A 12,937-nucleotide genomic window follows, 5' to 3' on the forward strand; every position below is an offset into this window, starting at 1 on the left:
TTATTTCTCGCTATCGACCAGGCCGCGGACAAACGCGCGCTGCATGGCTAAAACAATGACTACGGGTGGGATAAGGGTGAGCAGCATCGCCGCCATCACCTGGTTCCAGAGGGTGGTACCTTCGCCGGTGGCGATCATGCCTTTGATGCCTGCCACGGCGGTGCCGAGGTTGACGTCCTGAACGATCAGCAGCGGCCACAGATACTGGTTCCAGCCGTAGATAAAGGTGATCACAAACAGCGCCGCGAGGTTGGTTTTCGACAGCGGCAGCACGATGTCGCGGAAGAAGCGCATCGGCGAGGCCCCGTCGATGCGCGCGGCTTCAATCAGCTCGTCCGGCAGGGTCATAAAGAACTGGCGGAACAGGAAGGTGGCGGTCGCCGAGGCCATCAGCGGCAGGGTTAAGCCCGCGTAGCTGTCGAGCATCTTCAGGTTGGCGATCACCTCCACCGTCGGGAAGATACGCACCTCTACCGGCAACATCAGGGTGATGAAAATCATCCAGAAAAACAGGTTACGCAGCGGAAAGCGGAACCAGACGATGGCAAACGCTGAGAGCATCGACACCGTAATTTTGCCGACCGTGATGCCAAACGCCATGATGAAGCTGTTGAGCATCATCAGCCAGAACGGCGCGCTGTTGGCCCCCACGCCCTGGGTCCAGATAGTTTTCATGTTCTCGAAAAGATGCCCGCCTGGGATCAGCGTCATCGGCGTGTCGAACACCGCTTTGGTGTCCAGCGTGGCGGCGACGAAGGCCACGTAAAGCGGGAACAGGATGACGATAATCCCTAAAATCAGCATGGTATGGCTGAAAATCGTCAGCCCGCGACGGTTCTCAATCATTGGTAGCGCACCTTACTTTCGACATAGCGGAACTGCACCACCGTGAGGATGATGACGAGGAACATCAGCACCACCGACTGCGCGGCAGACGCTGAGAGATCAAGCCCGGCAAAGCCTTCGCGGTAGATCTTGTAAATCAGCGTGGTGGTTGCCTGCACCGGGCCGCCCGCGGTGGCGGCGTCGATCACCGGGAAGGTGTCGAAGAAGGCGTACACCAGGTTCACCACCAGCAGGAAAAAACTCACCGGGGCGATCAGCGGCAGCGACAGGCGGAAGAAGCGGCGCACCGGCCCTGCGCCGTCGATGGCGGCGGCCTCCACCAGCGAACGCGGGATAGACTGTAGCGCGGCAAAGAAAAACAGGAAGTTATAGCTGATCTGCTTCCACACCGAGGCGAACACCACCAGGAACATCGCCTGACCGCTGTTCTGGGCGTGGTTCCAGTCGTAGCCAAATTCGCCCAGGAAGTGGGTAATCAGCCCGCGCCCCGGGTTAAACAGGAAGATCCACAGTACGGCGGCGACGGCGGGAGCCACGGCGTAGGGCAGCAGCATCAGGGTCTGATACAGACGGCTGCCCCGTACCACGTAATCCACCAGCGCGGCGAAAAACAGTGACGCGACAAGACCGCTCACGGTGACCAGCGCACTGAATTTGATCGTCGTCCAGAAAGAGTCCAGGTAGTAGCTGTCGTGGAACAGCGCGGTAAAGTTGTCCAGCCCGACAAACTGGCTGGAAAGCCCGAACGGATCGACGCTTTGTACCGAGTACCACAGCGCTTCGCCCGCAGGCCAGATAAAGAAGATAACGGTGATGACCAGCTGCGGCGCGACCAGCAGGTACGGCAGCCAGCGGGAACGGAACACCGGACGGGATGAGGACATTGAGATTAGGTTCCTGAGCAATGCCGGGTGGCGGCTACGCCTTACCCGGCCTACAAATATTTCTCCCTCTCCGCGTGGGAGAGGGTTGGGGTGAGGGCATCAGCCCGCACGATCCCCGTAGGCCCGGATCGCTACGCGTCACCGGGCATTTTTTTTACGATTTCGTCGACTGCTCAAAGCGGCGCAGCAGCTGATTTCCACGCTCTACCGCTGAATCCAGCGCCTGCTGTGGCGTTTTCTTACCGGTCCACACGCTTTCCAGCTCTTCATCGACGATGGTGCGGATCTGCGGCATGTTGCCCAGACGCAGGCCTTTGGTGAACGGCAACGGCGGCTTGTTCAGCATCTGGCGCGTCGCGATGTCTGCGCCCGGGTTCTTGCTGTAGAAGCCCTGCTCGCGGGTCAGGTCATACGCGGCTTTGGTGATCGGCAGGTAGCCGGTCTTCTGGTGCCATTCGGCGGCGTTTTCCGGCTTCGCCAGAAAGTCGAGGAACTCGGCCACGCCTTTGTAGGTGCCGCTGTCTTTACCCTGCATCACCCACAGGCTCGCTCCGCCGATGATGGCGTTTTGCGGCGCGCCTTTGACGTCAGCGTCGTACGGCATCATGCCCACGCCGTAGTTGAATTTGGCGTAGTGACGGATATCCGCCAGCGAGCCGGACGAGGCGGTAGTAATGGCACAGTCGCCGTTGTAGAACTTCTCGGTGGATTCGTCTTTACGCCCGAAGTAGCTGAAGTCGCCCTTCTTGTTCAGATCGGCAAGCAGCGCGATGTGCTTCACCTGCTCCGGCTTGTTGAACTCCAGCACCGCGTCGGTGCCGTCGAAACCGTTGTTTTTGGTCGCAACCGGCAGGCCGTGCCAGGCGCTGAAGTTTTCAATCTGGATCCAGCCCTGCCAGCCGCTGGCGTAGCCGCACTTCATCCCCGCCGCTTTCAGCTTCGCGGTGTATTCGGCCAGATCCTGCCAGGTTTTTGGCGGCTGCTCCGGATCTAAACCGGCTTTTTTGAAGGCGTCTTTGTTGTAGTACAGCACAGGCGTGGAGCTGTTAAACGGCTGGGACAGCAGGTGCCCGGTTTTGGAATCGGTGTAATAACCGGAGACGGTCGGCACGAACTGGGATTCGTCAAAGTTAATGCCCGCCTCTTTGAACACCTCGTACACTGGCTTGATGGCTTTGGAGGCCATCATTGTCGCGGTGCCCACTTCATAAACCTGTAACAGTGCAGGCGCGTTACCGGTACGGAAGGCGGCGATGCCCGCGCTCAGGCTCTGCTCGTAGTTACCTTTGTACACCGGCACAATTTTGTAATCCGGGTGGGTGTCGTTGAAACGCTGCGCCAGGGAGTCAACCTCTTTACCCAACTCCCCTTCCATGGAATGCCAGAACGGAATGGTGGTCACAGCCATTGCGTTCGTCGCAAAAGCCAGACCCAGTGCCAGACCCAAAGCTGTGTGTCGTAACGATGTCATTGTCATCTCTCTTATTGTGCCGGATGCGCGATATCACGCGTTTTATGCTCGCGAGGTAACATGACATGCTCGAATGACAGAAAAATAACTGTTTGTTTACAGATAAGTGACAGCCAGGCGTCAGGGGGATGATGGTTGTGTGAAGGGGGTTAATATGAAAAAAGCCGGGTGGCGGCTGCGCCTTACCCGGCCTACTCGATCCCTGTAGGCCCGGTAAGCGCAGCGCCACCGGGCAACACAGACGGCTTAGCCTCCGAGGTACGCGCTCCGCACCGCTTCGTTCGCCAGCAGCGCATCGCCGGTATCCTCCAGCACCACGCGCCCGTTCTCCAGCACATAGCCGCGGTCAGCGAGCTTCAGCGCCTGGTTAGCGTTCTGCTCGACGAGGAAGATGGTCATCCCCTCTTTGCGCAGCTGCTCGATGGTGTCGAAAATCTGCTGGATGATGATCGGCGCAAGACCAAGCGACGGCTCGTCCAGCAGCAGCAGGCGCGGCTGGCTCATCAGCGCGCGGCCAATCGCCAGCATCTGCTGCTCGCCGCCGGACATGGTGCCCGCTCGCTGAATACGACGCTCCCACAGGCGCGGGAAGAGTTCGTACACCCACTTGATGCGGGTCTGGAATTCATCCCGATGGGCGAAGAAACCGCCCATCGCCAGGTTCTCTTCCACCGTCATGCGGGAGAATACGCGGCGCCCTTCCGGGACAATCGCCACCGCTTCACGCATGATCTTAGCCGTCTGCCAGTCGGTAATATCTTTGCCGTCAAACACAATCCGCCCGCTGGTGGCGCGCGGGTCGCCGCACAGGGTGCCGAGCAGCGTGGTTTTACCCGCGCCGTTGGCGCCAATCAGGGTGACGATTTCGCCCTGATTGATGTGCAGGCTGACGTCGTGCAGCGCCTGGATCTTGCCGTAGTGCGCGTTGACCTTGTCGAACGTTAACATCGCTTTTTCCATCTTATGCCTCACCAAGGTATGCGCGGATCACGTCCGGGTTGTTGCGGATCTCTTCCGGCGTGCCGTTTGCCAGCGGGGTGCCCTGGTTTACCACGTAGATACGGTCCGAAATGCCCATCACCAGCTTCATATCGTGCTCAATCAGCAGGATGGTGGTGTCGTGATGGTCGCGCAGCTCGGCAATCAGCTCGTCCAGCTCTTTGGTCTCTTTCGGGTTAAGGCCCGCCGCCGGTTCGTCGAGCATCAGAATTTCCGGCTGGGTCACCATGCAGCGCACGATCTCAAGGCGACGCTGATCCCCGTAAGCGAGGTTGCTCGCCTGACGGTTGGCGTGCTGGAGCAGGCCGATACGGTCGAGCCAGGTCGCGGCGCGATCGAGCGCCTCCTCCTGCGTGCGGCGGAAGGCCGGGGTTTTCAGCAGGCCGGAGAAGAGGCCGGTTTTCAGCTGCTGATGTTGCGCCACCAGCAGGTTCTCAATCACCGTCATCTCGCGGAACAGACGCACGTGCTGGAAGGTACGCACCACGCCCATGCGGGCAATCTGCTGGCCCGGCAGCCCTTCAAGGTGCTGATCGCGCAGCATGATGGTGCCGCCCGTCGGCTTGTAGAAACCGGTCAGGCAGTTGAAGACCGTGGTTTTTCCCGCGCCGTTCGGGCCAATCAGGGAGACAATCTCTTTCTTGTGCAGATCCAGATTCACGTTGTTGACCGCCAGCAGGCCGCCAAAACGCATCATCAGGCCGTTAACGGATAATAAAGGCTTCATGCCTGCTCTCCTTTCGCCTGCGTGCGTTTCAGCTTCAGCTGTGGACGGGTCATCGGCAGCAGACCCTCCGGACGCCAGATCATCATCAGCACCATCAAACCACCCAGCATTAACATGCTGTATTCGTTAAAGTCGCGCATCAGCTCGCGGGAGACCACCAGCAGGATAGCCGCGAGGATCACGGCGAACTGCGAGCCCATTCCACCGAGCACCACAATCGCCAGCACAAAGGCGGATTCGGCAAAGGTGAACGATTCCGGGCTGACGAAGCCCTGACGTGCGGCAAACAGCGTCCCGGCGAAACCGGCAAACGCGGCGCTGATGGTAAATGCGGTCAGCTTGATGCGGGTCGGGTTCAGGCCCAGGGAGCGGCAGGCGATCTCATCTTCGCGCAGCGCTTCCCACGCGCGGCCCAGCGGCATGCGCAGCAGACGGTTGATCACGAACAGGGTAATCACCACCAGCAGCAGCGCCACCAGATAGAGCCAGATCACGCGGTCGGACGGATCGTATTTGATGCCAAAGAAGTTGCTGAAGGTATCCCAGCCGCCTTCGCGGGCGGTACGGCTGAACTCCAGGCCGAAGAAGGTCGGTTTCGGGATCTGGCTGATCCCGTTCGGGCCGCCGGTCACTTCGGTGTTGTTGAGCAGCAGGATACGGACGATTTCGCCGAAGCCTAAGGTCACAATCGCCAGGTAGTCACCGCGCAGGCGCAGCACCGGGAAGCCGAGCAGGAAGCCCGCCGCGGCAGAGACCAGCCCCGCCAGCGGCAGACAGGTCCAGAAGCCGAGGCCGTAATAGTGGTTCAGCAGCGCGAAGGTGTACGCGCCGATGGCGTAGAACCCACCGTAGCCCAGCACCAGCAGGCCAGACAGCCCCACCACCACGTTCAGACCGAGCCCCAGAATCACGTAGATCATGGTCAGGGTGGCAATATCCACCGTCCCGCGCGATACCATAAACGGCCACGCCACGGCAGCCACCAGCAGCGCCACAAGGAACAGCTTCTGTTTCACCGTTGTACCGTCGATCGCCGGCAGGACGAATTTCGGCCCGGAGACGTTTTTCAGCGTCTTCTGGAACAGCGGACGCAGCAGCTGGAACAGGAACACCACAGCGGTGCCGATAAACACCCACTGCCAGCGGATGTCGGGAGCGGTATCCACCACCAGCTTTGTGCCGTCCAGTCCTAACTGGACGCCCATAAAGACGCCCGCCAGGACGAAGAACATGGCGGCAGAGAGCAGCGCCATCGCAAAATGCATCGGTTTCATACTTTCTCTACCTCCGGACGGCCCAGAATGCCGGTAGGCATTACCAGCAGCACCAGAATCAGCAGGGCAAACGACACCACATCTTTATATTCGGTGCTCAGGTACGCCGAGGAGAGCGCTTCGGCCACGCCCAGGATCAGACCGCCGATCATCGCGCCCGGAATGCTTCCGATGCCGCCCAGTACCGCCGCGGTGAAGGCTTTCATCCCGGCCATAAAGCCGATGTACGGGTTGATTACGCCGTAGAACTGGCCGAGCAACACGCCAGCCACCGCCGCCATCGCTGCGCCGATCACGAAGGTCAGGGCAATCACGCGGTCGGTGTTAATCCCGAGCAGGCTCGCCATCTTCAGATCTTCCGCGCAGGCGCGGCAGGCGCGTCCCATGCGGGAGTAGCGGATGAACAGGGTCAGGGCCAGCATGGCAATAAAGGTCACAACCCAGATAACCAGCTGCATGGTGGTGATGGTGGCAGAGAAGTTTTCGCTGGCCCCCACAATCCACTGGCCGTTAAACAGGCTTGGCAGCGCCACGTCGCGTGAACCTTCGGTCAGGCTGACGTAGTTTTGCAGGAAAATGGACATACCGATGGCGGAGATCAGCGCGATCAGGCGTTTGGAGCTGCGCACCGGCCGGTAGGCCACCCGTTCAATACTCCAGCCGTAGGCGCTGGCGATCACAATCGCGCCGACAAACCCGGCGGCCACCAGCAGCCAGCTGCTGTCGATGCCCATCATCATCAGCGCGGCGATAATCATAAAGGAGACGTAGCTACCGATCATGTACACCTCGCCGTGGGCGAAGTTGATCATGCCGATAATGCCGTAAACCATCGTGTAGCCGATGGCGATCAGCGCGTAGGTGCTTCCCAGCGTGACGCCGTTAAACATCTGCTGCAAGAAGTAGAGAAACTGCTCGGACATAAGAAAACCTTTTTATACCCGCCCGGTGAGCCGGGCGGTGGGATGATTATTTGGCGACCGAGGAAGACCCGTCGGCGTGCCACTTAAAGACACCAAACTCAAATCCCTTCAGATCGCCTTTCTCATCCCAGTTCAGCGGCCCAATCACGGTGTTCGCCCCGTGTGCTTTTAAATCTTTCACCAGATCCAGCGGCTCTTTACTGCCGGTACGGTCCAGCGCGGTGGCCAGAGACTGCACGGCCGCGTAGGTGATCCAGACGTACGGACCGCTCGGATCTTTCTTCTGCGCCTTGAGCGCATCCACGATAGCCTTATTCGCCGGATCCTGGTCATAGCGTTTTGGCATCGTCACCAGCATGCCTTCGGCAGAATCGCCCGCGATGTTGGACAGGGAGGCATTACCGACGCCCTCTGGCCCCATAAACTGGGTTTTCAGGCCGGTGGCGCGCGCCTGGCGCAGCATCTGCCCCATTTCCGGGTAGTAGCCGCCGTAGTAAACGAAGTCGATATTCTCTTTTTGCAGGCGGGCGATCAGCGCGGAGAAGTCTTTCTCACCGGCGGTAATGCCGTCGAAGAAGACGATGTTTGCGCCGCCTTTTTTCAGGCCATCCTGCACGGAACGCGCCAGGCCTTCGCCGTACTGCTGCTTATCATGAATGATGGCGATACGCTGCGGCTTAACGGTTTCGAGGATGTATTTGGCGGCGGTTGGCCCCTGAGAGGAGTCCAGACCGGCGGTACGCATGATGTGCTGGTAGCCGCGCTGGGTCAGTTCCGGGTTGGTGGCACCCGGGGTGATCATCAGAATGCCTTCGTCTTCGTAGATATCAGACGCTGGCTGCGTGGAGGAAGAACACAGGTGCCCGATGACGTACTGGATACCGTCGTTAACGATTTTGTTGGCGACCGCGACGGCCTGTTTAGGATCGCAGGCGTCGTCATACTCCACGCCTACCAGCTTGTCGCCTTTGATGCCGCCTTTGGCGTTGATATCTTTGATGGCCTGACGCGCGCCGTTGAACTCCATGTCACCCCACTGGGCAACAGGGCCGGACATCGCCCCCACTACCGCAACTTTAATGTCGTCTGCCATAGCGGCATGCGAGATCGACAGTGCGACCATCCCCGCGATTAACGTCTTCGCGTTCCTTTTCATCTCTGAATCCCCATTCGTGATGTCGTGTTTATATTTTGTTTTATTATGGTTAAAAAGCATTCTGTACTTTTAATGAACAACGCTATTTTTACCAGTGCCTTTAATGGTTTAGCGCAGTTTTTTGTCAAAAACCAGACTAAAATCTCTATTTTTCAGGCGATTAAGCAAAGATAATATTCTGAAATCAGGCGGAGATAAACAAATAAAAGCGCAGTTGGCAGCATAAAATAACGGTACAAAGCGCCGAATAAATCACTGCCCTTCAGGTTAAAATTCTGCTTATTTTTCGATCCATGTGTTTTCAAACTGCCCATCGCGCTGCCAAAAAACTAATCACCTGGTAAATGGGAAGAAAAAGAGAAAGCGCCTGAGCAAATAAATTGAGTACACTGGCCCTACTCTTTTTGATTTGGACAAGCAGCTAATGAAACTGACTATCGTGCGTCTGGTGACCTTTAGCGACCAGGATCATATCGACCTGGGCAAGATCTGGCCGGAATATTCCCCTTCATCGCTGGCCGTCGATGAAAACCACCGCATCTATGCCGCGCGTTTTAATGAACGTCTGCTGGCCGCCGTCCGCGTAACGCTGAGCGGCACGGAAGGGGCGCTGGACTCCCTGCGCGTGCGCGACGTGACCCGTCGTCGCGGGGTCGGGCAGTATTTGATTGAAGAGGTGATCCGTGAAAACCCGAGCGTAACCTCCTGGTGGATGGCCGACGTGGGCGTAGAGGATCGCGGCGTGATGGCGGCGTTTATGCAGGCGTTAGGGTTTACGGCGCAGGCGAACGGGTGGGAGAAGCGCTAGATCTGTGCGGCCTGATACCCTCACCCCGGCCCTCTCCCTAAGGGAGAGGGAGAAAACCGGGTAATCCCCTCTCCCCGTGGGAGAGGGTTAGGGTGAGGGCATCAACCCGCACCAGCATTATTTGGCATCAGTAGCAGTGCCATTGGCATGCCAGTCAAACACGCCGAACTCGAAGCCCTTCAAATCGCCCTTCTCATCCCAGGACAGCGGCCCCATCACGGTTTCCACCGAGTTCGCTTTCAGCCAGGTGGCAATCTCCGCCGGATCGGCTGACTGGTTCAGGCCCGCTTGCAGAGACTGCAACGCTGCGTAGGTGGTCCAGACGAACGCACCGCTTGGATCCTGTTTCTTCGCCTTGATGGCATCGACAACAGGTTTGTTCGCAGGCACCTGGTCGTAGTTCTTCGGCTTGGTCACCAGCAGCCCTTCAGCTGATTCACCCGCGATGTTAGACAGGGAAACGTTCGCGACACCTTCTGGCCCCATGAACTGCGTCTTCAGACCCGCCGCACGCGCCTGGCGCAGGATCTGCCCCATTTCCGGGTGGTAGCCGCCGTAGTAAACGAAATCGATATTTTCTTTCTTCAGACGCGCGACCAGGGTCGAGAAGTCTTTCTCACCGGCGGTGATACCGTCAAAGAACACCACGTTGGCGTTCGCTTTTTTCAGGTTATCCTGCACCGCACGGGCCAGGCCTTCGCCGTACTGCTGTTTATCATGAACAATTGCGATGCGCTGTGGCTTCACTTTTTCCACGATGTATTTCGCGGCGGTTGGCCCCTGATCGGAGTCCAGACCGGTGGTGCGCAGGATCAGCTTATAGCCGCGCGCGGTCAGCTCTGGCGCCGTCGCGGCCGGCGTGATCATCAGAATGCCTTCGTCTTCATAGATGTCAGACGCGGGCTGGGTGGAAGAGGAGCACAGGTGACCGATAACGTATTTGATCCCGTCGTTTACCACTTTGTTCGCCACCGCGACCGCCTGTTTCGGGTCACAGGCATCGTCATATTTTACGATTTGCAGCTTTTCGCCCTTGATGCCGCCCTTGGCATTAATGTCTGCAACCGCCTGTTCCGCGCCCGTAAATTCCTGGTCGCCGTACTGTGCTACCGGACCGGACATCGCGCCCACCACGGCCACTTTAATATCGGCCTGGGCCATAGTGCTGAATGCCAACGCGATACATCCTGCCAGTAACGCTTTACCCTTCATGTTCATCCTGAGATTCCCCATTATTATGGTTATAACGATTGTTGTGATGTTGTTGTGTAGCGCTTTATTTCAGTTATAGGCGTGCTGTTCGCGCTTTTTCAGCATACTCTGCTAAAACATACCCCATTTTTATGATTTTGGAATAGCTAATTTGAAATGAAAATATGATAAGCCCGACCGTCATTTCAGCCGGGCTTTTGGCTTTATCGTGTCAGCGAGGCGGAAATAATATCCAGCGCTTTACGGAACTGCGCTTCGGGGATGGTGAGCGGGTAGAGGAAGCGAATAACGTTGCCGTAAACGCCGCAGCTCAAAAGTAACAGACCTTCGTTTAAGGCGCGCTCCTGAACCTGACGGGTAAATTCCGGCGACGGCTGTCCGGTTTGCGGATCGGTAAATTCCACCGCCACCATCGAGCCCTGCCCACGGATATCGGCGATATACGGACAACCATCCTTCGCTTTATTCAGCACCTCGACCAGATGATGCCCGAGATGAGACGCGCGGGTGCAGAGATCGTCCTCGTCAATCACATCCAGCACCGCATGGGCCGCCGCAATCGCCAGCGGGTTACCCGCGTAAGTTCCGCCAAGCCCGCCCGGGGCGGGCGCATCCATCACCTCCGCCCGGCCAGTGACGGCAGAGAGCGGCATCCCGCCCGCCAGGCTTTTCGCCATGGTGATCAGATCGGGCTTCACGCAGTGGTTTTCCATGGAGAACAGCTTGCCGGTACGGGCGAAGCCGGTTTGCACTTCGTCGGCAATGAGTAAAATCCCATGGGTATCGCACAGGGCACGCAGCGCCTGCATAAAATCAGCGGGCGCGACGTTGAACCCGCCCTCGCCCTGAACCGGTTCAATAATGATTGCCGCCACCTGATCGGGCGCGATATCGGCTTTGAAGATGCGCTCCAGGCTTTTTAGCGCTTCGGCGGTACTCACCCCGTGCAGGCTGTTGGGGAATTGCGCGTGGTACACCGAGCCGGGGAACGGGCCGAAGCCGAGCTTATAGGGCGCCACTTTGCCGGTCAGCGCCATGGTCATAAAGGTACGGCCGTGGAACGCGCCGCCGAAGGTGATAAGGCCGGGACGTCTGGTGTACGCGCGGGCGATTTTCACCGCGTTTTCGACCGCTTCCGCCCCCGTTGAGAAGAAGGCGGTTTTGGCTGGCCCCTCTATGGGTACGCGCTGGTTGATGCGCTCGGCAAGCGCCACATAGCCTTCATAGGGGACGATTTGATAAGCGGTATGGGTAAAGGCGTGAAGCTGTTTTTCGATGGCGGCGATAACTTTAGGATGGCGATGCCCGGTATTCAGCACGGCGATCCCGGCGGCAAAATCAATATACTCATTACCTTCCACGTCCCACACCGTGGCGTTTTCGGCTTTATCGGCATAGAAGTTACACATGACGCCGATACCGCGCGGCGTCGCCTGTAAACGCCGGTCGTTCAGTTCATTATTTTTCACCCTGTCACCCTCTGAAAGTCGCCTGCTTAGCGCATCAGTAAGTGTTTGCCAGGGGCAGGGAATTCGCCAGAGCGGGCGCTAAAAAAACAAAACCCCCGAATTTGCATTCGAGGGTTCTCGGTGTACTTCGCGAAAATTACGCTTCGATAGCGGCGCGAAGTTTTTTCATGGCGTTCTTTTCAAGCTGACGCACACGTTCAGCGGAGACGCCGTAGCGGTCGGCCAGTTCCTGCAACGTGGACTTGTTATCTTCGTCCAGCCAGCGGGCACGGATGATATCCTGGCTACGCTCGTCGAGGCCTTCCATCGCGAAGGTCAGCTTGTTCGCCGCCTGGTCTTCCCAGTTATCCTCTTCAATGCCGTCAGCAAAGTTAGAGGTTTTATCCTGAAGATACAGAACCGGGGCCATCGGCTGGCTGTCGGACGCGTCATCGTCGGCAGACATATCAAACGTCATGTCCTGCGCGGCCATACGGGATTCCATCTCGCGGACGTCTTTGCTGGAAACGCCCAGCTCGCGCGCCACCATTTCCACTTCATCCTGATTGAACCAGCCCAGACGCTGCTTGGTTTTACGCAGGTTAAAGAACAGTTTGCGCTGCGCTTTCGTCGTGGCGACTTTCACAATACGCCAGTTACGCAGGACGTATTCGTGAATTTCCGCTTTGATCCAGTGCACGGCGAAGGAGACGAGTCGCACACCCACTTCCGGGTTAAAGCGACGTACCGCCTTCATCAGGCCAATGTTACCTTCCTGAATCAGGTCCGCCTGCGGCAGGCCGTAGCCCGCATAATTACGAGCAACGTGAACAACAAAGCGCAGGTGAGACAGGATCAGCGTTTTAGCTGCTTCCAGATCGCCCTGGTAATGCAGCTTTTCAGCAAGCTCCTTTTCTTCCTCAGCCGTTAACATCGGCCAGGTGTTCGCAGCCCGGATGTAAGATTCCAGGTTACCAACAGGGGCTAAAGCTAAAGTTTGCATTTCTTTGGTCATTCATTCCTCTCAATGTTTCTTCTGGTCCAGGTTGTCCCCGTCAGGCAACAACCATGCCAAAGCGTTTGAGCAACGAGATTAGCATTCACTCTTTTATCAGACAGTGATTTTATCCACAAGTTCCAGGTGCAACAGTGAATAAATTACGCACAAAATGTGACATGAAGATGATTA

The 12,937-nt window shown here is 57.7% G+C and carries 12 protein-coding genes; 1 reads left to right on the plus strand and 11 read right to left on the minus strand.

Going from position 1 to position 12,937, the window contains the following annotated elements:
• The 8 genes from ugpE to livK all read right to left on the minus strand — a co-directional run bounded on the left by ugpE (position 1) and on the right by livK (position 8,280).
• A complete protein-coding gene (gene ugpE, locus ACNQ0W_RS03245; protein WP_015571468.1) occupies positions 1–846 on the minus strand; it encodes a sn-glycerol-3-phosphate ABC transporter permease UgpE in 846 nt (281 codons plus the stop codon).
• Entirely contained in the window at positions 843–1,730 is an 888-nt protein-coding gene (gene ugpA, locus ACNQ0W_RS03250; protein ID WP_003861551.1) for a sn-glycerol-3-phosphate ABC transporter permease UgpA, read from the minus strand. Before ugpA ends, ugpE begins: the two co-directional genes overlap by 4 nt.
• A gap of 154 nt (positions 1,731–1,884) precedes the next feature.
• A complete protein-coding gene (ugpB, locus tag ACNQ0W_RS03255) occupies positions 1,885–3,201 on the minus strand; it encodes a sn-glycerol-3-phosphate ABC transporter substrate-binding protein UgpB (protein ID WP_062939367.1) in 1,317 nt (438 codons plus the stop codon).
• 246 nt (positions 3,202–3,447) lie between these two features.
• Positions 3,448–4,161 (minus strand): high-affinity branched-chain amino acid ABC transporter ATP-binding protein LivF, encoded by a 714-nt coding sequence (livF, locus tag ACNQ0W_RS03260; protein ID WP_032649744.1) that lies wholly within the window; start codon positions 4,159–4,161, stop codon positions 3,448–3,450.
• A 1-nt stretch (position 4,162) separates the two neighbouring features.
• Positions 4,163–4,927, minus strand: coding sequence for a high-affinity branched-chain amino acid ABC transporter ATP-binding protein LivG (gene livG / locus ACNQ0W_RS03265; RefSeq protein ID WP_003861544.1), 765 nt, complete (start codon positions 4,925–4,927; stop codon positions 4,163–4,165).
• The gene (locus tag ACNQ0W_RS03270; RefSeq protein ID WP_062933357.1) at positions 4,924–6,201 is read right to left on the minus strand and encodes a high-affinity branched-chain amino acid ABC transporter permease LivM; all 1,278 of its coding nucleotides are present in this window, start codon (positions 6,199–6,201) and stop codon (positions 4,924–4,926) included. Before ACNQ0W_RS03270 ends, livG begins: the two co-directional genes overlap by 4 nt.
• On the minus strand, positions 6,198–7,124 hold the full coding sequence (gene livH, locus ACNQ0W_RS03275) for a high-affinity branched-chain amino acid ABC transporter permease LivH (protein ID WP_015571470.1): 927 nt from the start codon (positions 7,122–7,124) through the stop codon (positions 6,198–6,200). Before livH ends, ACNQ0W_RS03270 begins: the two co-directional genes overlap by 4 nt.
• 46 nt (positions 7,125–7,170) lie before the next feature.
• Positions 7,171–8,280 (minus strand): high-affinity branched-chain amino acid ABC transporter substrate-binding protein LivK, encoded by a 1,110-nt coding sequence (gene livK / locus ACNQ0W_RS03280; protein ID WP_023295547.1) that lies wholly within the window; start codon positions 8,278–8,280, stop codon positions 7,171–7,173.
• Between the two features lie 424 nt (positions 8,281–8,704).
• Between livK and panM the strand changes: the two genes are divergently transcribed.
• Complete coding sequence (panM, locus tag ACNQ0W_RS03285) at positions 8,705–9,088, plus strand: aspartate 1-decarboxylase autocleavage activator PanM (RefSeq protein WP_003861532.1); 384 nt, start codon at positions 8,705–8,707, stop codon at positions 9,086–9,088.
• Positions 9,089–9,205: 117 nt separating this feature from the next.
• Here panM and livJ read toward each other — a convergent pair whose 3' ends face one another.
• The 3 genes from livJ to rpoH all read right to left on the minus strand — a co-directional run bounded on the left by livJ (position 9,206) and on the right by rpoH (position 12,763).
• Positions 9,206–10,306 carry a branched chain amino acid ABC transporter substrate-binding protein LivJ gene (livJ, locus tag ACNQ0W_RS03290; protein WP_015571474.1) on the minus strand — a complete coding sequence of 367 codons (1,101 nt, stop codon included), beginning with the start codon at positions 10,304–10,306 and terminating at the stop codon, positions 9,206–9,208.
• Between the two features lie 197 nt (positions 10,307–10,503).
• The gene (locus ACNQ0W_RS03295) at positions 10,504–11,769 is read right to left on the minus strand and encodes a 4-aminobutyrate--2-oxoglutarate transaminase (protein ID WP_062933355.1); all 1,266 of its coding nucleotides are present in this window, start codon (positions 11,767–11,769) and stop codon (positions 10,504–10,506) included.
• Between the two features lie 136 nt (positions 11,770–11,905).
• Positions 11,906–12,763: an RNA polymerase sigma factor RpoH gene (gene rpoH, locus ACNQ0W_RS03300; RefSeq protein ID WP_000159624.1), complete on the minus strand. Its 858-nt coding sequence runs from the start codon at positions 12,761–12,763 to the stop codon at positions 11,906–11,908.
• Positions 12,764–12,937: the final 174 nt, after the last annotated feature.

The sequence above is a fragment of the Enterobacter cloacae complex sp. 6730903 genome (genome assembly GCF_048283985.1).
GTDB classification, from domain to species: domain Bacteria; phylum Pseudomonadota; class Gammaproteobacteria; order Enterobacterales; family Enterobacteriaceae; genus Enterobacter; species Enterobacter hormaechei_C.

Bases quoted from the DNA above. Each gene is read 5' to 3' on its own strand.
- ugpE (WP_015571468.1), bottom strand. From the start codon at position 846: ATGATTGAGAACCGTCGCGGGCTGACGATTTTCAGCCATACCATGCTG.
- ugpA (WP_003861551.1), bottom strand. From the start codon at position 1,730: ATGTCCTCATCCCGTCCGGTGTTCCGTTCCCGCTGGCTGCCGTACCTG.
- ugpB (WP_062939367.1), bottom strand. From the start codon at position 3,201: ATGACATCGTTACGACACACAGCTTTGGGTCTGGCACTGGGTCTGGCT.
- livF (WP_032649744.1), bottom strand. From the start codon at position 4,161: ATGGAAAAAGCGATGTTAACGTTCGACAAGGTCAACGCGCACTACGGC.
- livG (WP_003861544.1), bottom strand. From the start codon at position 4,927: ATGAAGCCTTTATTATCCGTTAACGGCCTGATGATGCGTTTTGGCGGC.
- ACNQ0W_RS03270 (WP_062933357.1), bottom strand. From the start codon at position 6,201: ATGAAACCGATGCATTTTGCGATGGCGCTGCTCTCTGCCGCCATGTTC.
- livH (WP_015571470.1), bottom strand. From the start codon at position 7,124: ATGTCCGAGCAGTTTCTCTACTTCTTGCAGCAGATGTTTAACGGCGTC.
- livK (WP_023295547.1), bottom strand. From the start codon at position 8,280: ATGAAAAGGAACGCGAAGACGTTAATCGCGGGGATGGTCGCACTGTCG.
- panM (WP_003861532.1), top strand. From the start codon at position 8,705: ATGAAACTGACTATCGTGCGTCTGGTGACCTTTAGCGACCAGGATCAT.
- livJ (WP_015571474.1), bottom strand. From the start codon at position 10,306: ATGAACATGAAGGGTAAAGCGTTACTGGCAGGATGTATCGCGTTGGCA.
- rpoH (WP_000159624.1), bottom strand. From the start codon at position 12,763: ATGACCAAAGAAATGCAAACTTTAGCTTTAGCCCCTGTTGGTAACCTG.